Below are 20,477 nucleotides of genomic sequence, written 5' to 3'. Positions count from 1 at the left end.
ACACGTTGGTGCTGCGTCGCACATGTCCGGACGTGTGCGACGCAGCACGTAGGTGTGCACAGTGCGCCCTGGGGCGGAGCTCACCCGGCGAACTGGGCGTCCAGCCAGTCGTAGATTCGGGCGCAGGCGAGGCGCTGGGCCCCGACCTGGCAGTGCGCGTCGGCGCCTTCCTCGGCGGTGAACCGCAGCAGGGTCTTCCGCGAACAGGTCAGGTGCGAGAACAACAGATCAGGCTCGGAGGCCACACTGTCACCGGCGAAGAACAGATCGTCGTCGGCGGCGCACACCAGGGTCGGGCACTGGATCTTCTCCGCCACCTCGTCGAGGAGGTTGTAGTCGAGGAAGGCAGCGACGAAGGCCCGCTTCGACGAAGCGCCCATCACGAACTGACCGTGCCCCATCGCCCACCGCAAGGTCGGGTTGGCCAGACTCGCCTGCTCCAGCAGCTCGTCCAGCTCGTCGTCCCGCTCTGCGTGCGCCCGCCGGTACAGCTCGTCGCGGTCGCCGAACGCACTCACCACGGGTCGAGCAGCGTCGTACACCCCGTCCAGGGCGATGACCGCCGCGATCCGAGGCTCAAAGGCGGCCGCCCGAGGGGCGAGCATGCCGCCGAGGCTGACCCCGAGCAGCGCGATCCGCTCCGGGTCGACGGTCGGCTCGGTGGCGAGCAGGTGGTCGATGACCGGCCCGACGACGTACTCCCAGTCCGGCCGGAACGTCAGCTTGTTGAGGTGGATCGCGCTGGGCTGACCGGGACCGTCGAAGGAGAGGACGTGGTAGCCGCGCTGCACGGCGGCCAGTGCGCCGCCGAAGTGCATCTCTTCGGCGGCGCCGTCGAATCCGCTGTGCATCACGACCACCGGTCGCCGCTCGCCCTCGGCGACCTCGGCGCGGTAGAAGTAGCCGTGCAGCACGGTGCCCTCGTACGGAATCTCCACGGGTTCCGCCTCGGGCACCGCGGCGCGGAAACAGTCGACGGCGCGCCGGTAGGCGTAGGCGATGCGCGGGTCGTCCGGGTTGTCGTGCAGGAAGAACTCGGCGGTCCGGTAGTAGGTGGAGGCGCGCAGGTAGCCGTCCTTGGCGCTGACCGGATGTCCCTCGGTCGCCGCGCCGGCGGCCTCGGCCGCGACACGCTCGGCGGTGGCCAGCCACGCGTCGTGCCAGCTGTCGTAGTCGCCGGAGGTGATGCGGCTCGCGGTCGCGACGACCTCGCCGAAGTCGGAGCCGCCGTACGAGCTGTGCCCGAAGACCCGCAGGGTCTCGAACCAGAACTGGGCGTCGTCGGGGAAGAGTAGTTGCTGCATCAGAGTTCCTTTCGGTTGATCGAATCGAGGACGAAGTCACGGAAGGTGCGAGGTGGACGGCCGGTGAGGCGGGCCACGGTGTCGGTGGTGCGGTCCTCGGAGCCGGCTCGGACGTCGCCGTCCAGTGCCGCGAGCACCGAGGACAGCTCGGACGAGTAGCCGTAGCCGGTCAGCCTGGTGATGAGCTCCGCAGCCGAGACTGGACGGTGCAGTACCGGCCGGCCGGTGAGCTCGGTGATGATCGCGGCGGCGTCGGCGTAGCTCAGCGGCCGCGGCCCGGTGATCAGATGGTCGGTGTTGTGCGGCCGGTCGTCGGTCAGCGCCCGCACCGCGACCGCAGCGATGTCCCCGGCGTCCACGAACGCCACCCGGCCGTCCCCGGTGGCGGTCACGACCTCACGGTCGGCCCGGATTCCGGCGGCCAGCGGGTGCTCGCCGACGAAGTTCTGCATGAACCACGCCGGCCGCAGCACAGCCCACTCGGGCATGGTCGCGGCGATCCTCCGGTGCAGCTCACCGAGCCCGAACATCCCCTCGGCCACCGCGGAGGAGCTGAGCAGCACGATCCGCCGGACGCCTGCTGCCCGCGCCCGGTCCAGGAACGGCTCGGCCAGTACGGGCTCCGAGGCCACCAGGTAGACCGCCCGCGCCCCGGCCACGGCGGGTCCGAAGGTGTCCGGCTCGGTCCAGTCGAACCGGACGTCGTCGCCGCTCACCGGCCGGCGGGTGGCGATCCGCACCGGGTGGCCGAGTTCGCGCAGCGCCGCGCCGACCCGGCTACCGGTCGTGCCGGTACCGCCGAGGACCAGGATCGTCACGGCGCACCGAACGCCGTGGCGGCCTGCTCCGCACCGAGGGCGTCGGCGACCGCCCGCGGGCTCCAGTAGTCGCGGTAGCGCGCGATCCGGCCGTCGCGGATCGTGAGCACCGCGATGTAGCGCAGCCGGTAGGGCCTGCCGCTGGGCACGACCAGACCCTCGGCCCCGAACTCGACGATCACCACCGAGGGATCGACGCTCTGGTGCACCTCGAGGTCGACGATCGCGTGCAGGTCGACGTGCTGGGGATAGTCGTCCAGGTAGTCGTGCAGCTGGGCGTGTCCGACCAGCCGAGTCGGGAAGCCGGGCGCGGCGAACGGGAACTCCATCACGCCGTCGGGTTCCCACAGCTCGACGAACCCCGCCATGTCCTTGGCCAGCAGTAGTTCCAGTGCTCGGTCGACGACCGCTCGATTTTCCGACATGCCTCGCCTCCGTCAGGACGGAACGGTACCGTCCCGACGTGACAGTACGCGGGACGGTACCGTTCCGTCCACCGCTCTCAGTGAGGCAGAGTGAGCACATGACCAGCCAGCCCCGCCGTACGCCGACCGGTGCCGCGGTCCTCCAGCCCAAGGTCACCGATGCGATCACCGAGGCGGTGTTCGCGGAGCTCGCCGAGAACGGCTACGGCCGGTTGGCGATGGAGGCGGTGGCCAAGCGGGCCGGAGTCGGCAAGAGCGCGCTGTACCGGCGCTGGCCGCGTAAGCAGGACATGGTGATCGCGGCGATCACCGACTTCAGCGTGCCGAGGGTTCCGTCGCCGAACACCGGTTCACTGGCCGGGGACGTGCGCATCCTGATCGGCGCCGTCCACGAGTGGCTGACCCACCCGCTGTTCGCGCGCATCCTGCCCGATCTGGTCGCGGAGGCCGCGCGCACGCCCGCGCTCGCGCAGGCGGCGCAGCGGGCGATCGGCGAGCCCCGCCGGGCGCTGGCCCTGGCGCCGCTGCATCGGGCCATGGAGCGGGGTGAGCTGCCGACGGACCTGGACCTGGAGATGGCGGTCGACCTGCTGGCCGCCCCGATCTACTGGCGCATCTCGGTTCGTGGTGCGGACGCGGAGCCCGGCTACCTGGACACACTCACCGAGTTCATCGTCCGGGCCCTGGGCGCCACGCCAGTGGTTCGATAAGCAAATACATGCGTTCGCGAAGCAAATCGGCCGACGAGGCTCACGGATGGTCGCCGCCGCCTAGCGTCCGCGATCGTGACCCTTTCCGACACGCTGACCGACGGCGCGCTGATCCGCGCACATCTGGCCGGCGACCCACACGCTTTCGGTGAGCTGGCCGGCCGTCATCAGTCGGTGATGTGGTCGATCGCCCTCGGCAGCCTGCGCAGCTACCACGATGCGGCCGACGCCGTCCAGGACGCGTTGATCAGCGCGCACCAGAACGCGCACCGCTGTCGCACCGAGGATTCGGCACGCGGCTGGCTGGCGAAGATCGTGCTGAACGCCTGCCGGGACCGCTACCGCCGCACGCAGGCGCGGCCGGACACACCGGTCACGGACGAGATCATCGAACGATTACCCACGCCGCGCGATCCGATCGCCGACCACGAACGCAACCTGGACCTGTGGTCGGCGATGGACCTGCTGCCGGCGCACCAGCGGGTCGTGATCGTCCTGGTCGACATCCACGGCTATCCCGTTCAGGAGGTGGCCGACATGCTCGGCGTACCGGTCGGCACCGTGAAGAGCCGGTGCTCACGAGCACGACGTCAACTCGCCGAGGTACTGGCACCGGAGGGGCAAGCGTGAGCGAGTCAGAGCAGATCGAGGCGATCCGGCGCCGCCTGGCCGCCGAGCCCCTCCCAGAACCGCCCCCCGACCTGGTAAAACGCTGGCACGAGGCCCTGGCAAAACTCCCACCGCCTCCGCCTGTCGCCGCCACCACCTCCACCGAAGCCACCCCAACCCCAACAACCACCAAGCCAGCAACAGCCAAGCCAACAACAGCCAAGCCAGCAACAGCCAAGCCGGCGACAGCTAAGGCGGCGACAGCTAAGCCGGCTCCGCAAGTCTCCGAAGGAGTTCCGGCGAAGGCCGGCGAGTGAATGTCCGCAACCAACGTGCTCGGCTGCCAGGGCGGCTCCCAGGGTGGGCACAAGCGCGCGGTTGGGCGAGTCCTCGAGCCTTTTTTTCTGGGAGTACCCCAGCGAGCGTTTACGCGAGCCGGGGTGGTCACAGAAAAATATCGCGCGAAACAGGCCCAAAAAGACAGCCCGAAACAATCCTGGCTGCGGCTGCGGCCACAGTGACGCTGCTGCTCGCCGTCCCCGGCTCCTCCCCGACCGGTCCCGTACCGGCCGCTCCTCCGCCACAGGCGCTGTACACCCACGATCCCCGGGACATCGGCGACCTGGCGGATCCGGCCAGGATGGCCGGCTGCCTGGAGCTGGTGGGCGCCACCGGGGCCACGGTGCTCGACGGCAGGCGCATCGATCAGGGCGGCGTGCAGCTGGTGCTGCCCGGGGACGTCCCGGGGCGCTATCGGATCGTCGTCGTCACCGAGGATTGCGGCCCCGGCACCGGCCGGTTGCTGTCCGACCGGGACCGCTGAGAGGTGTGATAGCGGCGTGTGTCACCTGCGGGAATGCCGCCTCCTAGGATCGTGTTGAACAGCGTGCATCACAGAACCGGCGACGAGCGCGGAACGGACGGGTGGAATGACTGGCAACGAGTCGGACGTGCGGGACCTGGTGATCATCGGATCGGGCCCTGCCGGCTACACCGCCGCGGTGTACGCGGCGCGTGCCCAGCTGAACCCGCTGGTCTTCGAGGGCAGCCAGTTCGGCGGCGCGTTGATGACCACCACCGAAGTGGAGAACTTCCCGGGCTTCTCCGGCGGCATCATGGGTCCCGACCTCATGGAGCAGATGCGTGAGCAGGCGAAACGCTTCGGCGCTGATCTGCGCGCGGAGGACGTCGAGTCGGTCGAGCTGGCCGGTCCGATCAAGACGGTGAGCGCGAACGGCACGACGTACCGGGCGCGCGCGGTCATCCTCGCGATGGGTGCCGCGGCTCGCTACCTCGGCATCCCGGGGGAGCAGGAGCTGCTCGGGCGGGGCGTCAGCGCGTGTGCGACCTGTGACGGTTTCTTCTTCCGCGACCAGGACATCGCGGTGGTCGGCGGCGGTGACTCGGCGATGGAGGAGGCCACCTTCCTCACCCGGTTCGCCCGCACCGTCACGATCGTGCACCGGCGCGACGAGTTCCGTGCTTCGCGCATCATGTTGGAGCGTGCACAGAACGACCCGAAGATCCGTTGGCGGACCAACGTCGCGGTCGAGGGCGTGGTCGGCGAGAACACGGTCTCCGGCTTGAAGCTGCGCGACACCCGCACCGGCGAGGAGTCGGTACTGGACGTCACCGCGATGTTCGTGGCGATCGGTCACGACCCGCGTAGCGACATCGTGCGCGACGTGCTGCCCACCGACGCGGACGGCTACCTGCAGACGAGGTCGCCGAGCACCTACACCGACATCCCGGGTGTGTTCGCCGCTGGTGACCTGGTGGACCGCACCTACCGTCAGGCGATCACGGCTGCCGGCTCGGGCTGTTCCGCCGCGATCGACGCGGAGCGCTGGCTCGCCGAGCAGCCGGTCGACGCGGAGCACGTGGGCGGCGGCTACGGAGCGAGCGAGCCGGTCTCGGCCCGCTGACCAGCACAGGTCTTTGTAGACAACGACAATCCGAAGGAGTTTGCGATGGGTAACCACACCGTGGACGTCACCGACGCCACGTTCAAGTCGGACGTGCTGGAGAGCGGCAAGACCGTCGTGGTGGACTTCTGGGCCACCTGGTGCGGTCCGTGCAAGATGGTCTCCCCGGTCCTCGACGAGATCGCCGGCGAGAACGCCGACAAGATCACCGTGGCGAAGCTCGACATCGACCAGAACCCGAGCACCGCGCGGGACTACCAGGTCATGTCGATCCCGACGATGATCGTCTTCCAGGACGGCAAGGCCGTCAAGCAGATCGTGGGCGCCAAGCCGAAGGCCGCGCTGCTCAACGACCTGAAGGACTACCTGGGCTAGTACCGGATCAGCAGAGCCCGCTCGACTCCCACTGGGGCCGGGCGGGCTCTTCTCGTATGCCACCCCTGTTTAGGGGTGTGGCACGGGGGGCACTGTCGATACAACAGAACGCGTCAGGGCACAATGAAGCAGCCCAGTAACAGGCGCCACGATCGGGTCCATTACCGGCCTGATCAAGTACGGCACATTGAGCGAGCGAGGGGTGCATGCAGCTACTGCGTACGGGGGACACCGGTCCGGCCGTCGCCGAAGTGCGCTCCGCATTACGCGAGTTCGGGCTGCTTCCGCCCCACGTCCCCAACACCCCCGACGACCGCTATGACGCCCTCGTACAGCAGGCCGTCCGGGCATTCCAGCAGGAACGCGGCCTGATCACCGACGGGATCGTCGGTGCGGCGACCTACCGCGCGTTGCGCGAGGCACGCTGGACACTGGGCGACCGCATGCTCGGGCTGATGATATCGGCGCCGATGGCCGGTGACGATGTATTTGCGCTGCAGGAGCGGTTGTTGGAGCTGGGCTTCGACACCGGCCGTCCGGCCGGGGTGTTCGACGCCCAGACGGAGAGCGCGCTGCGTGGCTTCCAGCGCGAGTACGGGCTCAACCAGGACGGCATCTGCGGTCCCGCGACCCTGCGTGCGCTGCGCCAGCTGGGCCGCAAGGTGACCGGTGGGCGTCCCGGGTTGCTGCGTGAGCAGGAGCGGGTCCGCACGGCTGGTCCGAAGCTGCGAGGCAAGCGCATCGTGATCGATCCAGGTCACGGCGGCCCGGATCGCGGCGTGATGGTCGACCGCATCGCCGAGGCCGACCTGATGTGGGACATGGCGCGCCGGCTGGAGGGCCGCATGGCGGCCACCGGCATGGAGGCGCTGCTGACCAGGGGCGAGCACTCCTGCCCGCCGGAGGCGGAGCGGGCCGCGTTCGCCAACGCCGCGGGCGCCGACATGGTGCTGTCGCTGCACATCGACGCGAACTACAGCATGCACGCGCAGGGTTTGGCGACGTTCCACTTCGGCAACGGCAACGGTTCGACGTCCACCGTCGGCGAGGCGCTGGCCGGGCTCATCCACCGTGAGCTCGTGGTCCGCACCCGGATGCTGGACTGCGGCATCCAGCCACGTACCTGGGAGATGCTGCGGCTCACCCAGATGCCGGCGGTGCGCATCGAGGTCGGCTACCTGACGAACCTAGGTGACCGGCGCAAGCTGCTCGACCCGGTGTTCCGCGACGTCGTCGCCGAGGGGATCCTGGTCGCGGTGAAGCGCCTGTACCTACTCGGTCAGGACGACCAGCCGACCGGCACGTTCACCTTCCAGGACGTGCTGGCTCACGAGCTGGCGCGCGCGGCAGGCCCTGCGGCGCCGGGACGATCTCGGTAGGGACGGCCCCGGTGCTCTGCGCCGGGATCGCGATCTCCTTCAGCAACCGTTCCAGGGCTGCCTCGACGTCTTCCTTCCAGGACAGACCGCTGCGCAGTTCCAGGCGCAGCCGGGGCCAGCGGTGGTGCGGGCGGATCGTCTTGAAGCCGACCGAGATCAGGAAGTCCGCCGGGATGACGCAGTGCGAGTCGGCGGTCGGGGCGGCGTCGCCGAACGCCTCGATCGCCTTCACGCCGCGCCTGGTGAGGTCCTTCGCCACGGCCTGCACGAGCATCCGGCCGATACCGGAGCCCGCCATCTCCGGGAGCACCGCGACGGCGGTCAGCAGCACGGCGTCGTGGCTGATGGGGCCGGTCGGGAACGTCGTGGCCCTGGGTACGGCGGCGGGCGGCGCGTACATCGCGTAGCCGGCGGCGACCTGGTCGACGTGCACGATCTTGCCGCAGGAGCCCCAGTCCAGCAGCGTGCTGGACAACCAGGCCTCTTTCTCCAGCTCGGTGTTGCCGTATTCGGCCGCCTGCTCGGCGGCGTGCGGCGCGAGCTCCCAGAAGACACATCGACGACAGCGCTTCGGCAGTTCGTCGATGTTGTCGAGGGTCACACCACTCACCGAGGAAGGCCCGATCGACACGTGTTCCAGACCTCCAGGCTCGGCGGGTACGTCATCTGACTGCCAGCTTTGTGCCACGCAACGCCGCAGGCCAGTGGCCACTTCCGACAGGCCGTTCCCCGACAATAGAACGGACCTGTAGCGAAGTGACACAGCGCTTCCGCAACCGGTCGGTGAACATCGCCGAAGGGTCCAGCCGCGTGGCGTCCTCGCTTACACTCGCTGGGAAGTGTCCATCTCGCAAGCACTGTGCCTGAGCAATGGAGCGTCAGCGTGTCGGATGATCTACAGCCGCCCCAGTCGGCGGCCCCGATGACCTCGGCCCACAACGATCGGTTCGCAAGCCGGACCGAGGGCATGACGGCGTCGGAGATCCGAGCGTTGTTCGCGGTGGCGAGCCGCCCCGAAGTGGTGTCGCTGGCGGGCGGAATGCCCAACCTGGCCGCATTGCCGCTGGACACACTGGCCGCGCAGGTTTCCGAGCTGGTCGCCAAGGACGGCCTGTCCGCGTTGCAGTACGGCTCCGCGCAGGGCATCCCGCTGCTGCGTGAACAGATTCTCGAGGTTATGGCGGAGGAGGGAATCCGCGCGCACGCCGACGACGTCGTGGTCACCGTCGGCTCGCAGATGGCCCTGGATCTGGTCACCAGACTGTTCTGTGATCCTGGCGACATCGTCCTCGCCGAGGGCCCGTCCTACGTCGGCGCGCTGGGTTCGTTCGCGGCCTACCAGGCGCAGGTCGTGCATGTGGCCATGGACGACGACGGTCTGCAGCCGGCGGCACTCAGCCAGGCGCTGGAGGCGCTCGCGACCGCCGGTCGTCGCGCCAAGTTCCTGTACACGATCCCGAACTTCCACAACCCGGCCGGTGTGACGCTTGCGGTGTCCCGGCGCGCCGAGATCCTCGACATCTGCCGTCGGTACGACGTGCTGGTCATCGAGGACAACCCGTACGGCCTGCTCGGCTTCGACGGCCAGACCTACCCCTCGCTGAGGTCGATGGACCCGGACAACGTCATCTACCTCGGTTCGTTCTCGAAGACGTTCGCGTCCGGCCTGCGGGTCGGCTGGGCGCTCGCGCCGCCCTCGGTGCGGGACAAGCTGGTGCTGGCCGCCGAGTCGGCGATCCTGTGCCCGCCGTCCTTCAACCAGATGATGGTCTCCCGCTACCTCGCCGGGCACGACTGGCGCGGCCAGATCAAGTCGTTCCAGCAGACCTATCGGGTGCGTCGGGACGCGATGCTGTCCGCGCTGAGCACGTACCTGCCGGAGGGTTGCCGCTGGACGCACCCGGACGGCGGGTTCTACGTGTGGGTCACCGTGCCGGAGGGCGTCGACACGAAGGCGATGCTGCCCCGCGCGGTCAGTGCCCGGGTCGCCTACGCGTCCGGCACCGGCTTCTACGCGGACGGGCTGGGCAGCAGGCAGCTGAGGCTGTCCTACTGCTATCCGACGCCGGAGCGCATCACCGAGGGCGTCCGCAGGCTCGCCGGCGTGCTGAACGCCGAGCTCGACGTGCTGCGCACCTTCGGCACGCCCGCTCGAACGTCCATTCGAGCGCTGCCTGGTTCGTCGGTGAACGTCCGGCGCGGGCCGCAGAGCCCTTCCCCGGACACGACCTGAGTACGCTCACCGCGTGGGTGAGCGAACAGTAGCGGTCTTGGCAGGCGGGTTGTCGCACGAGCGCGAGGTGTCCTTGCGGTCCGGGCGGCGACTCGCCGCCGACCTGCGTGACGTCGGAGCGGTCGTCTCGGAGTGGGACGCCGACGCCGGCCTGCTCGACAGGTTGCGGACCGAACGACCCGAGGCGGTCCTCATCGCGCTGCACGGCGGGGACGGGGAGAACGGCGCGGTCCAGAGCGTGCTGGAGATGCTCGACGTGCCGTTCGTCGGTTCCGGCTCCCGGGCGTGCCGGCTGGCCTGGGACAAGCCGACGGCGAAGGCGGAGATCGCCAGGGCCGGTCTGCACACGCCGGACTGGGTCACGCTGCCGCACGCGACGTTCCGCGAGTTGGGGGCGCGCGGCGTGCTGGACGCCATGGTGTCCCGGCTCGGCCTGCCCATGATGATCAAGCCGGACCAGGGCGGCTCTGCCCTGGGTGCCCGGCTGGTGCGCGACGCCGAGGACCTGCCCGCCGCGATGGTGGACTGCCTCGCCTATGGAACCGCCGTCCTCGCCGAGCGCTACATCACCGGGACCGAGGTCGCCGTCTCGGTGATCGCGGACCCGACGCCGCGCGCGCTCCCGGTCGTCGAGGTGTGCGCGAAGGGCGGTGTGTACGACTACACCGCCCGCTACACCCAGGGGGCGACCACGTTCCCGTGTCCGGCCCGACTCGACCCGGACGTGCTGCGCGCCGCCGAGCAGGCCGCGCTGGAGGTCCACCGGCTGCTGGGGCTGCGCGACCTGTCCCGCACCGACGCGATCGTCACCGAGGACGGCACGGTCGTGGTCCTCGAGGTGAACACCTTCCCCGGACTGACCGAGACCTCGCTGCTGCCGACCGCGATGGCCACCGAGGGCGAGCACCTCGGCCAGTTGTTCAGCACGCTCATCGACGAGGCGATCCGTCGGAGCTGAGCGTACGTTTCACGTGAAACAACGACGCCGCACCCATCGATCTCGGGTGCGGCGTCGTTGTGTGTCGAGCGGGGGAGCTGTCAGGCGTCGGGCGGTGTGATCGAAGCTCCCGGGTTCATCAGGGCGACGATGCGCTCCAGGTCGTCCAGCGAACCGAACTCCACCACGATCTTGCCCTTGCGCTGACCGAGCTCGACCTTCACCCGGGTGTCGAACGAGTCCGACAACCGACTGGCGAGCTGATCGATCTCCGGGGGACGGGTGGGCTTGCGGGACGGCCCGGCCGAGCGGGGCCGATCGGGGTCTCGTTTGGCCAGGGTGACCGCTTCCTCGGTCGCCCTCACCGACATACCCTCAGCCACCACGCGGGCCGCCAGCTCCTCCTGACGGCCCACATCGTCTACTCCCAGCAGCGCCCTGGCGTGGCCGGCGGACAGGACTCCGGCGGCGACCCGGCGCTGCACCGCGACGGGCAGCCGGAGAAGACGAATCATGTTGGTCACGACCGGACGGCTGCGGCCGAGACGGTCGGCGAGCTGGTCGTGGGTGACGCCGAACTCGGCGAGCAGCTGCTCGTAGGCGGCAGCCTCCTCCAGGGGGTTGAGCTGGACCCGGTGGATGTTCTCCAGCAGTGCGTCACGCAGCAACGCGTCGTCCTCGGTCTGCCGCACGATCGCCGGCAGCCGCTCCAGGCCGGCGAGCTGCGCGGCTCGCCACCGCCGCTCACCCATGATGAGTTGGAACTTCTCGCGGCCGACCTCGCGGACGACGATCGGCTGCAGGAGGCCGAACTCCTTGATGGAGTGCGACAACTCGGCAAGGGCTTCCTCGTCGAACTGCCGACGGGGCTGCTGCGGGTTCGGTGCGATCGACGACGTCGTCAGCTCGCGGTAGCTGGCGCCCGCCACGGTGCCGGCGACCTCGTCGGCAACCGCCTTGTCCGCGCCGTTCGTCCTACTCGCGATCGGTACCGCGACCCCCGGTCCCGGTTGCGCCGGAGCGCCGTCCGGTGCCGCTGGAATCAACGCCGCCAACCCGCGGCCGAGGCCGCCCTTGCGTGTGTTCACCTGCCGGTCCCCGCGTCCTGTTGCGCCACCATTTCCCGTGCCGCGTCGAGGTAGCTCATCGCGCCCCGCGAGCCCGGATCGTAAGCCAGAATCGTCTGCCCGAAGCCGGGAGCCTCGGACACCTTCACGCTGCGCGGGATGACGGTTCGCAGCACACGGTCGCCGAAGTGCTGACGAACTTCGGTCGTCACCTGATCAGCCAGCTTGGTGCGTCCGTCGTACATGGTGAGCAGGATCGTCGAGATGTTCAGCGAGGTGTTCAGGTGGGCGCGCACCAGCTCGATGTTGTTCAGCAGCTGCCCCACACCCTCCAGCGCGTAGTACTCGCACTGGATCGGGATGAGCACCTCCGCCGCCGCCACGAGCGCGTTGACCGTCAGAAGGCCGAGCGACGGCGGGCAGTCGATCAGGACGTAATCCACGTCCAGCTCGTCGAGCGCCTCGTCGTTCAGCGCCTGCTTCAGCCGCGCCTCCCGGGCGACCATGCTGACCAACTCGATCTCGGCGCCGGCCAGATCGATCGTCGCCGGCACGCACAGGAGCTCGGGGGACTGCGTGCTCTCCTGAACCGCGTCGGCCAGCTCGATCTCGCCCAGCAGTGCCTCGTAGACCGAGGGTGTGCCGCTCGTGTGCTCGACCCCGAGCGCGGTGCTGGCGTTGCCCTGCGGGTCGAGGTCGACCACCAGGACGCGCATTCCGTAGGACGTGAGAGCGGCGGCCAGGTTCACCGTGCTCGTCGTCTTACCGACGCCGCCCTTCTGGTTGGCAACCGTGAGAATCCGCCGCTGTGCCGGTCTCTGCATCTCGCGTCCGTGCGGATGGAGCACCCGCGCGGCACGTTCTGCTTCTTCAGCGATGGGAGTCCACATAAACTCCTCCGATGTCGTGGGAGCCTGCGCGCTGTTCGCGCGCTTGGCTCGGTAGCTGGTGTTCCGGCCCGTCATCGTCATTGCCGGACCAGCGGCCGATGTTTCACGTGAAACATCGGTAGAACTCGCGCCGGTGTTGACGCCGCGATCGGCATCGTCGCCGTAGTCGCTCTGGTGTTCGTCGAACGGTCGGGCACTCATCGCTTCCGCCCCCTCGATGCCGCGCTCGCCGCTCGAGAACCCACTTTCGCGGCCGTCCGCTCCACTATGACAACGGTGGTCGGCGGATCGACAAGCGTGCTCCCGCATTGGACCACGCGCGGTGCCGACCCTCCAAAACCACGCACCGCCGCACGGTCCCGATCCACCTCTTCGGCCGCGGATGCACCCTTCAGTGCCAACATGCGCCCACCGATCCGAGTCAACGGCAGCGCCCAACCGGCCAGCCGAGCCAGCGGGGCAACGGCTCGCGCCGTCACCACATCCGCGCCGGCCCAGTCTCGCTGAACCGTCCGTTCCTCGGCACGGCCCCGGGCGACCGTGATCGGAAGGTCGAGCTCGGCCACGGTCGACCGCAGCCACTCGACCCGCCGAGCCATCGGCTCCAGCAGAACGATCTCCAGATCGGGCCGAGCAAGCGCCAGGGGGATACCCGGCAAGCCGGCCCCGGACCCGATATCGAGAACGCGCGCATCCGGCTCGATCAGCTCCGCCATGACCGCACAGTTCAGTAGATGACGCTGCCAGATTCGACCACCCTCGCTCGGACCGATCAGTCCGTGCGCCACACCGGTGTCCGCCAGCAGGGCCGCGTACCGACGCACGCCGGCCAGCCGATCACCGAACAGCTCCGCCGCCGGCCCCGCCAACTCAGCGGGAACATCCGAGAGACCCAAGTCGGTCATCATCTCCAACTCCCGCCGTGCGACTTACTCACTGTCCCGTCCCCGCTACTCACTAGACCGCTCCGCTTCGCCCGTGCAGATCACTCGCATCGACACGGCGCCGAGTGAAAACGGCGACGCACTGGGGTGACGATCGTGATTGAGGATGGCCGACGACGCGAGAGGCGGGCACAGCCAATTATGCCTTCCGCCCCCGACGCTTCTCGTTCGGCCGAACCCTCCGATGTTTCACGTGAAACCACGCATTTGTTGATCTCTGATCGGTCGTGGGGTCGTTTGGGGCGAGGCGATGAGAGGCTCTGAGATCTCGAGCTTGACCACATCGCTGGGGTCCTACCCGCGGAGCGAGGCGACGTCAGATCTGGCGAAATGAGCGCGCCCTGAGATGGCCGGAGAGGCGTGATCACGTGGGGCCGCGACCGGGGAGCCCGACCCGATCTGGACGCGCCTCCTGGTTGCGACCAGGCGGGCTTATGGCTAATTCATCATACGATGAATTACGGATTCTGGGGGCTGGGGGTGGCCGGTGGGTGAGCTAGCTGTGGTTGGGCAGGGTAGCTCGGGCATGTGGGCCTGCGGGGGTGGTTGGCGTGGGTAGCTCAGGCTGTGGGGCTCTAGCGGTGGGTGGAGGTGCAGGCTGGCTTGTTGGGCCTGTCCCGCGCGCGACTTTTTTCTGTGACCACCCCGGCTCGCGTAAACGCTCGCTGGGGTACTCCCAGAAAAAAAGGCTCGAGGACTCGCCCGGGCGCGCGCTCGGGGGAACCCCGAGAGCCGCCCTGGCAGCTGGGTGGGTGGTCGCGGACATTCACTACGCCGGCCTTCGCCGGAACTCCTTCGGAGACTCGCGGAGCCGGCTTTCAAGACACTTGTACATGCGCAGGCAGTCCTGGTGCGGCTGCACAGCATTCCTGGTGGAGCGCAGGCGTTCGTCGTGGGATGCGGGTCATGTCTAGAGCCCCCTCACCCAGCACCGGGAATGGGGCGACGCACGTTTCACAGGTGGGCCCCGCAAAGGCGCCCGGAGGGGTTCCGCCGAAGGCGGGTAGTGCATGAGGGGCGGCTCCCAAGCCGGGGCACCAAGCGCGCGGTTGGGCGAGTCCTCGAGCCTTTTTTTCTGGGAGTACCCCAGCGAGCGTTTACGCGAGCCGGGGTGGTCACAGAAAAATATCGCGCGGAACAGGCCAGGCAACACAGCCTGCACCTCCACCCACCGCTAAAACCCCACAGCCCGACCTGCAAAACCCACCCACCCCCGCAGGCCCACAACCCAAGCCACCCAACCCAGCCACAGCCAACCCAGCCACAACACCCCCTGCGAGCAGTAAGACCCGACCCCAAGACCCCAAAACAAAACCCGCCCCGGCAGAAACCGGGGCGGGCTTTTGTTTCACGTGAAACCAGGAGCGGCTACTTGGGCGAGATGACGACCCGCCGGCGGGGGTCCTCGCCCTCGCTCTCGCTGGTGACCCCACGAATCGCGGCGACCGCGTCGTGAACGACCTTCCGCTCGAACGGGGTCATGGGTCGCATCCGCACCGGCTCGCCGGTGTTCAGCACGTCCTGTGCCGTGATCTTCCCGAGCTCGGCCAGCTCCGCGCGACGCGCCACTCGCCAGCCTGCGACGTCCAGCATGAGGCGGCTACGTGTTCCGGTGTTCTGCTGAACGGCGAGCCGGGTCAGTTCCTGCAGTGCTTCGAGCCCGGCGCCCTTGTCGCCGACCAGCTTCGTCAGGTCGCCGCCGCCGTCGACGCTCACGACCGCTCGTCCTGCTTCGACGTCGATGTCGAGGTCGCCGTCGTAGTCGAGCAGGTCGAGCAGCCGCTCCAGGTAGTCGGCCGCCACGTCACCTTCACGGATCAGCAGGTCTTCGCCGGACAGCGAGCTACCGCCGCCGGTCGGCTCGCCACCACCTGCGTGGTCCGCCTGGTCAGCCTCCGCAGTCTTCGCCACGATTGCTCCTCTCGCCGCATCTGGGCAGCACCGTACCGGCCGCTGTCACGCGCCACCGGATTTGTTGGATTGGGGGGCGGTCGGGTTCACCGCTGTCTCTTGCGACCTCGGTTACCTGCTCCGCCCGACTGCACGTTGCGACGGTTGCCCGCGCCGTTCGTGCTGGTGGATCCGTTGCTCTGGGGAGCAGAGCCGTTGGTGTCCGTGCCGGGCTGCGCGGCCGGCTTGTCCTCGGCGCTCGATGCGTCAGCCGCGTTCTCGGCGGGCTTCTGCTCGGGCTTGCCCTCGGTACCGGCGGGACGCTTGCTCGGGGTGATCGGCTTGGCGCCTGGCTTCTTCTTGTTCTCGACGATCGGCTTCTGGCCGACCTTCGGTGCCAGAGTGCGGGCGACCTCGGTCTTCTTGGTGGCCTTCTCCGCCTCTTCCTCGTCGATCTTCTTGTAGACGAGGTGCTGCTGACCGAGGGTCCACAGGTTGTTCGACACCCAGTACATGAGGATCGCCAGCGGCAGGAACGGCGCACCGATGACCACACCGATCGGCATGACGTACAGCGTCAGTTTGTTCATCATCGCGGTCTGCGGGTTGGCTTCCTGGACCGCGGTCTGCCGGGCGACGTTGTGCCGGGCGGTGAGGTGGGTGAAGAAGCCGGCCGCGATCATCAGCGGGATCATCACGATGAGCATCTGGCTGACCGTGGTGTTGTACTCCGCGAGCGGCAGCGAGCCCTGCCCGTAGGGGATCAGCGCGGCACCGAGCTTCGCGCCGAACACGTGGGCGCGGTTGAACGACTCGATGTCGGTACGGGTGAAGATGTAGTTGTTCGGGAAGTGCGGGTTGAAGCCCTTCAGCACGTGGAACAGGCCGATGAACACCGGGACCTGCACCAGCATCGGCAGGCAGCCGCCGAGCGGGCTGACGCCGTGCTCCTTCTGGAGCTTCTGCATCTCTTCCGCGAGCTTCTGCTTGTTGCCCGCGTACTTCTTCTGCAGCTTCTTGATCTCCGGGGAGAACTCCTGCATCTTGCGCATGGACCGGACCTGGTGCACGAACGGCTTGTACAGGATCGCCCGCAGCGTGAAGACCAGGAACGTCACGGACAGGGCCCATGCCGCGCCGTTGTCCACGCCCAGCACATAGCCGAAGGCTTTGTGCCAGAACCACAGGATCGCCGAGACCGGCCAGTAGATGAAATTCAGCACGACGCTTGCTCCTCGGTGGCGCTGGTGGTTCCAACCTCAGCTGACGCATCAGCGCGGGATCGACTGGGTGGCACGGGGTCGATGCCTCCAGGGTGCCAGGGTGCGCAGCGCAGTAGTCGCCACACGGTCAAACCGAGACCTCGGACGAGCCCGTGCACCCGCAGGGCTTCGATCGCGTAGGCGCTGCAGCTCGGGTAGAACCGGCAGCTCGGTGGTAGAACGGGGGAGATCCAGCGCTGGTAGCCGCGAAAGAGCAGGATCAGCGGTCTGGCCAGCATCGGAGCGTGCTGCGCGTCCTCGCTCATGACCCGTCCGGGCGGAACGCACCGGGCGCGGGAGGGTCACGGGGGACGTCACGCAGGAGGACCGACAGTGCACGGTCGGCGTCGGCGGCCAGCTTCGCGGAGGTGGCGGTGGCCGATCGGGGGAGTGCGCGGACCACGACGCGGGATCCGGAGGGCAGCTGGGGCAGCCGGTCACGCATGACGTGACGGAGCCGCCGGGCCACTCGATGGCGGACCACTGATCCGCCGACCGCTTTGCTCACCACGAATCCGATCCTCGGCCCATCGTGGTCGGCCGGTTCGGGTAGCAGGATGTGCATGACCAACAAGGATCTCCCTGACCGACGGCCGCGACGGACCACCGCGGTGAACTCATCCCGGTGTGTCAGTCGCGCCGTCGGTGGGAGCATTGTGCGTCCCGCCCGATCAGGCGGACAGCTTCTCCCGGCCCTTGCGGCGACGCCCGGCCAGGATCGCCCGGCCGGCGCGGGTCCGCATCCGGAGCCGGAAGCCGTGGGTGCGCGAACGACGGCGGTTGTTCGGCTGAAAGGTGCGCTTGCCCTTGCTCACTTCTGATATCTCCCGTTCCGAAACGACGTGGCCCACATACGTGAACACAGTGGAGTGTGCACACGCCGTCGACGTTCAACGGATTTCGCCCGGCTTCCCCCTGGGAGGAGGCCGGATGACAGCACGCCACAGCGCGCCGTCTGGCGACGCGGTTAGGTCCAGGGTACGCAGCGCTCTTTCAGGTGGTCAAACCGGGTCGCACCGCCGGTGGTGGTCACACTTTCCCGCGCGTCGCGGCCCAAACACTTGTGGTCGGGTACGACCTGTTGTTAGCGTGCGCAGCCCTACAGTTCGGCCGTGAGTAGGCCACTCTTTCTTACCGGGGCATGGTTGCCGCGGGGGTCAGCCGGAGAGGCCGGTTGCTCCTCGCGTACCGTCCCGCGCACAGGTGTGGATAACTCTGTGGACGGCTCGGGCTCGTCATGGCGTGCGACCAGCGGCGATGCTCAGACGGTACGACCAGCACTCGATCATAGTGGGGGGAGGCGGCGACGATGGCCGATCAATCGCAGGCAAATGGCCTCAGCGAGGTCTGGCAGCGAGTCGTCGCCGATTTGTGTGCCCCCAATCCCGGTGCGTCCGGTGAGCCGGGTGCGACTCTGTCCGCGCAGCAGCGGGCTTTCCTCCGGCTGACCCGTCCGCTGGGTCTGCTCGACGACACCGCGCTGCTCGCCGCGCCGACGGACTTCGCCAAGGACGCGATCGAACGCATCCTGCGCCGCCCGATCAGCGAGGCACTCGGTCGTCATCTCGGGACGTCGATCACGCTCGCCGTGGTCGTCGACCCGGCGGGCGCCGCGAGCGGGACTGAGGTTCCGCACGCCGAGGGTCCGCCCGAGTCCCGCCAGGCCGAGCAGCGTCCGCGCTACACGACGGGCGGATCGAGCATCGGCCCGCTCGATGCGACTGCCCCGATCGGCGCCGGCGGCTACCGCCAGGCCGAACCGATGGACAACGGCTACTCGCCCGAGCAGTCGCACCTGCCGCCGCCCGGTCCCGACGGCCGACCGGATGTCGAGGCCTTCGGCCAGCCCGAGCATCGGGAGTTCCGCGAGCCGCGTGAACAGCCGAGGGACTCTGGCTTCGCCAGGGAGCAGCAGGAGAACTGGCCGACCTACTCGGCGGGCAACGGCTCGGGCGGCCACTCGGTCCCGCCGGTCGGTTCGAACCCCGGCGGCACCGGCTCGTTGAGCGCCCAGGCCAGGATGAACAGCCGGCTCAACGAGAAGTACACGTTCGACACCTTCGTCATCGGTGCGTCGAACCGGTTCAGCCACGCGGCGGCGGTCGCGGTCGCGGAGGCGCCGGCCCGCGCGTACAACCCGCTGTTCATCTGGGGCGAGTCCGGGCTCGGCAAGACGCACCTGCTGCACGCGGTCGGGCACTACGCACAGCGGCTGTTCCCCGGCATGCGGGTGCGGTACATCTCGACCGAAGAGTTCACGAACGACTTCATCAACAGCCTCCGCGACGACCGGAAGGTGGCGTTCCAGCGCCGCTACCGCGACGTCGACGTCCTGTTGGTCGACGACATCCAGTTCCTGGAAGGTAAGGAAGGAACTCAGGAGGAGTTCTTCCATACCTTCAACACGCTGCACAACACGAACAAGCAGATCGTCGTGTCCTCCGACCGGCCGCCGAAACAGCTGGCGACGCTGGAGGACCGGATGCGGACCCGGTTCGAGTGGGGTCTGATCACCGACATCCAGCCGCCCGAGCTCGAGACGCGGATCGCCATCCTCCGGAAGAAGGCGGCGCAGGATCGGCTCGCCGCGCCGGCCGAGGTGCTGGAGTTCATCGCGGCCAGGGTCGAGCGCAACATCCGCGAGCTGGAGGGCGCCCTGATCAGGGTGACCGCGTTCGCGTCGCTCAACCGGCAGCCGGTCGACACCCAGCTCGCCGAGATCGTGCTGCGTGACCTGATCCCGGACTCGCACTCACCGGAGATCACCGCGCCGACGATCATGGCGGTGACGGCCGAGTACTTCGAGCTGACCATGGACGAGCTGTGCGGGCCCGGTAAGACGAAGGCGGTCGCACAAGCACGGCAGATCGCCATGTATCTGTGCCGCGAGCTGACCGATCTGTCCCTGCCGCGCATCGGGCAGACGTTCGGCGGCCGCGACCACACGACGGTCATGCACGCGGACAAGAAGATCCGCAACGAGATCGCGCAGCGCCGTAAGACCTTCGAGCAGGTCCAGGAGCTGACCGCGCGCATCAAGCAGCGCGCACGCAACCAGGCCTGAGTGCTCTCGGCCCTGCGTCGCATCACCCTCACTCGCACCACGCCACACTCTCGTTCGGCGGGTTCGGCGCGCCCGTTCGCCGCGACTCGACGCGCTCTGAGCGCAGCATCCGACGCTGACAGACGGTGAAACAGGCCGATTTCGGCCGTTATAACTGCAAAATCTGCCCACCTCTTTGGATGGGCAACCGGCATTTCGGCGCTGAGCGGGCCTCTGAGCCGTCAAGCGTGACACGCTGAGCGGAGTCGAAATCCGCCGAATCTGGCTGCCGGCCCCGAAAACTCGCGACTCTGGGTAACCGAGCGATGCGTACAACCCACTCCAGTGCGTTGCCCCGAGGTGACCACCGCCTAGCCTCCGACCGTCGTTCCGGTCGCGAAGCGTGCTGGATCTTGAACCCTCCACCCACACTTGGGGATAACTCTGTGGATGGATGTGGACAGACCCGTGGACGAGTTGGCGTAAATCCGTGGATCGTTCGTGGACGGATCGCGACGAGACGGGGGACGGATCGCGAACAACTCGAAGTTGTCCACCCGAGCGCTCACACGGTCGGCCTCGCGACCACCTAGTTGTCCCCAGCCGGATCCGACCGCTGAGCTGGGAAAACACGACCTGTCCCCAGAATCCACAGCCCTTACTACT

21 protein-coding genes are annotated in these 20,477 nt (G+C 68.3%); 9 read left to right on the top strand and 12 right to left on the bottom strand.

Annotated elements, in window-relative coordinates:
- Positions 1-80 precede the first annotated feature (80 nt).
- From G406_RS0142115 to G406_RS0142105, 3 genes are read right to left on the bottom strand one after another with little or no spacing between them, the layout of a single operon-like run.
- Positions 81-1,304: an alpha/beta hydrolase family protein gene (locus tag G406_RS0142115; RefSeq protein ID WP_028938557.1), complete on the bottom strand. Its 1,224-nt coding sequence runs from the start codon at positions 1,302-1,304 to the stop codon at positions 81-83.
- Complete coding sequence (locus G406_RS0142110) at positions 1,304-2,122, bottom strand: NAD(P)H-binding protein (protein WP_028938556.1); 819 nt, start codon at positions 2,120-2,122, stop codon at positions 1,304-1,306. Before G406_RS0142110 ends, G406_RS0142115 begins: the two co-directional genes overlap by 1 nt.
- Positions 2,119-2,547 carry a nuclear transport factor 2 family protein gene (locus G406_RS0142105; RefSeq protein WP_028938555.1) on the bottom strand — a complete coding sequence of 143 codons (429 nt, stop codon included), beginning with the start codon at positions 2,545-2,547 and terminating at the stop codon, positions 2,119-2,121. The genes G406_RS0142110 and G406_RS0142105 overlap by 4 nt, the downstream gene beginning before the upstream one ends.
- A 98-nt stretch (positions 2,548-2,645) precedes the next feature.
- Here G406_RS0142105 and G406_RS0142100 point away from each other — a divergent pair, with 98 nt between their 5' ends.
- From G406_RS0142100 to G406_RS0142075, 6 genes are all read left to right on the top strand, one after another.
- Complete coding sequence (locus G406_RS0142100; protein ID WP_028938554.1) at positions 2,646-3,257, top strand: TetR/AcrR family transcriptional regulator; 612 nt, start codon at positions 2,646-2,648, stop codon at positions 3,255-3,257.
- A gap of 75 nt (positions 3,258-3,332) precedes the next feature.
- Positions 3,333-3,887, top strand: coding sequence for an RNA polymerase sigma factor SigM (gene sigM, locus G406_RS53145; RefSeq protein WP_064743178.1), 555 nt, complete (start codon positions 3,333-3,335; stop codon positions 3,885-3,887).
- A gap of 496 nt (positions 3,888-4,383) precedes the next feature.
- Entirely contained in the window at positions 4,384-4,689 is a 306-nt protein-coding gene (locus G406_RS0142090; RefSeq protein ID WP_028938553.1) for a hypothetical protein, read from the top strand.
- A 106-nt stretch (positions 4,690-4,795) separates the two neighbouring features.
- Entirely contained in the window at positions 4,796-5,791 is a 996-nt protein-coding gene (gene trxB / locus G406_RS0142085) for a thioredoxin-disulfide reductase (protein ID WP_028938552.1), read from the top strand.
- 45 nt (positions 5,792-5,836) lie between these two features.
- Entirely contained in the window at positions 5,837-6,166 is a 330-nt protein-coding gene (gene trxA / locus G406_RS0142080) for a thioredoxin (protein ID WP_028938551.1), read from the top strand.
- 206 nt (positions 6,167-6,372) lie between these two features.
- Entirely contained in the window at positions 6,373-7,545 is a 1,173-nt protein-coding gene (locus G406_RS0142075) for an N-acetylmuramoyl-L-alanine amidase (RefSeq protein ID WP_028938550.1), read from the top strand.
- Here G406_RS0142075 and G406_RS53140 read toward each other — a convergent pair.
- Positions 7,472-8,176: a GNAT family N-acetyltransferase gene (locus tag G406_RS53140; RefSeq protein WP_245607419.1), complete on the bottom strand. Its 705-nt coding sequence runs from the start codon at positions 8,174-8,176 to the stop codon at positions 7,472-7,474. The two genes, G406_RS0142075 and G406_RS53140, sit on opposite strands and share 74 nt — an antisense overlap.
- A 291-nt stretch (positions 8,177-8,467) precedes the next feature.
- Here G406_RS53140 and G406_RS0142065 point away from each other — a divergent pair, with 291 nt between their 5' ends.
- The gene (locus G406_RS0142065; RefSeq protein ID WP_051343396.1) at positions 8,468-9,778 is read left to right on the top strand and encodes an aminotransferase-like domain-containing protein; all 1,311 of its coding nucleotides are present in this window, start codon (positions 8,468-8,470) and stop codon (positions 9,776-9,778) included.
- Between the two features lie 13 nt (positions 9,779-9,791).
- Entirely contained in the window at positions 9,792-10,736 is a 945-nt protein-coding gene (locus G406_RS0142060; RefSeq protein ID WP_028938548.1) for a D-alanine--D-alanine ligase family protein, read from the top strand.
- A gap of 80 nt (positions 10,737-10,816) precedes the next feature.
- Here G406_RS0142060 and G406_RS0142055 read toward each other — a convergent pair whose 3' ends face one another.
- The 8 genes from G406_RS0142055 to rpmH form a co-directional block, all read right to left on the bottom strand.
- Positions 10,817-11,803, bottom strand: coding sequence for a ParB/RepB/Spo0J family partition protein (locus tag G406_RS0142055; protein ID WP_028938547.1), 987 nt, complete (start codon positions 11,801-11,803; stop codon positions 10,817-10,819).
- Positions 11,800-12,672 (bottom strand): ParA family protein, encoded by an 873-nt coding sequence (locus G406_RS0142050; protein WP_028938546.1) that lies wholly within the window; start codon positions 12,670-12,672, stop codon positions 11,800-11,802. Before G406_RS0142050 ends, G406_RS0142055 begins: the two co-directional genes overlap by 4 nt.
- Before the next feature lie 197 nt (positions 12,673-12,869).
- A complete protein-coding gene (gene rsmG / locus G406_RS53135) occupies positions 12,870-13,580 on the bottom strand; it encodes a 16S rRNA (guanine(527)-N(7))-methyltransferase RsmG (protein WP_211241428.1) in 711 nt (236 codons plus the stop codon).
- A gap of 1,404 nt (positions 13,581-14,984) precedes the next feature.
- Complete coding sequence (locus tag G406_RS0142040; RefSeq protein ID WP_028938545.1) at positions 14,985-15,527, bottom strand: Jag family protein; 543 nt, start codon at positions 15,525-15,527, stop codon at positions 14,985-14,987.
- Positions 15,528-15,613: 86 nt separating this feature from the next.
- Entirely contained in the window at positions 15,614-16,729 is a 1,116-nt protein-coding gene (gene yidC, locus G406_RS0142035) for a membrane protein insertase YidC (RefSeq protein ID WP_028938544.1), read from the bottom strand.
- A complete protein-coding gene (gene yidD, locus G406_RS56405) occupies positions 16,723-17,034 on the bottom strand; it encodes a membrane protein insertion efficiency factor YidD (RefSeq protein ID WP_084216829.1) in 312 nt (103 codons plus the stop codon). Before yidD ends, yidC begins: the two co-directional genes overlap by 7 nt.
- On the bottom strand, positions 17,031-17,423 hold the full coding sequence (gene rnpA, locus G406_RS53130; protein WP_037081250.1) for a ribonuclease P protein component: 393 nt from the start codon (positions 17,421-17,423) through the stop codon (positions 17,031-17,033). Before rnpA ends, yidD begins: the two co-directional genes overlap by 4 nt.
- Before the next feature lie 16 nt (positions 17,424-17,439).
- Complete coding sequence (gene rpmH, locus G406_RS0142025) at positions 17,440-17,583, bottom strand: 50S ribosomal protein L34 (protein WP_028938543.1); 144 nt, start codon at positions 17,581-17,583, stop codon at positions 17,440-17,442.
- A gap of 494 nt (positions 17,584-18,077) precedes the next feature.
- Here rpmH and dnaA point away from each other — a divergent pair, with 494 nt between their 5' ends.
- Entirely contained in the window at positions 18,078-19,832 is a 1,755-nt protein-coding gene (gene dnaA, locus G406_RS0142020; protein WP_028938542.1) for a chromosomal replication initiator protein DnaA, read from the top strand.
- Positions 19,833-20,477: the final 645 nt, after the last annotated feature.

The sequence above is a fragment of the Actinospineispora spinosispora DSM 44797 genome (assembly GCF_000429025.1).
In the GTDB taxonomy this organism is placed as follows: domain Bacteria; phylum Actinomycetota; class Actinomycetes; order Mycobacteriales; family Pseudonocardiaceae; genus Pseudonocardia; species Pseudonocardia spinosispora.
The sequence above is the reverse complement of the archived record's forward strand: the minus strand, read 5'-3'. Positions and strand labels throughout refer to the sequence as shown.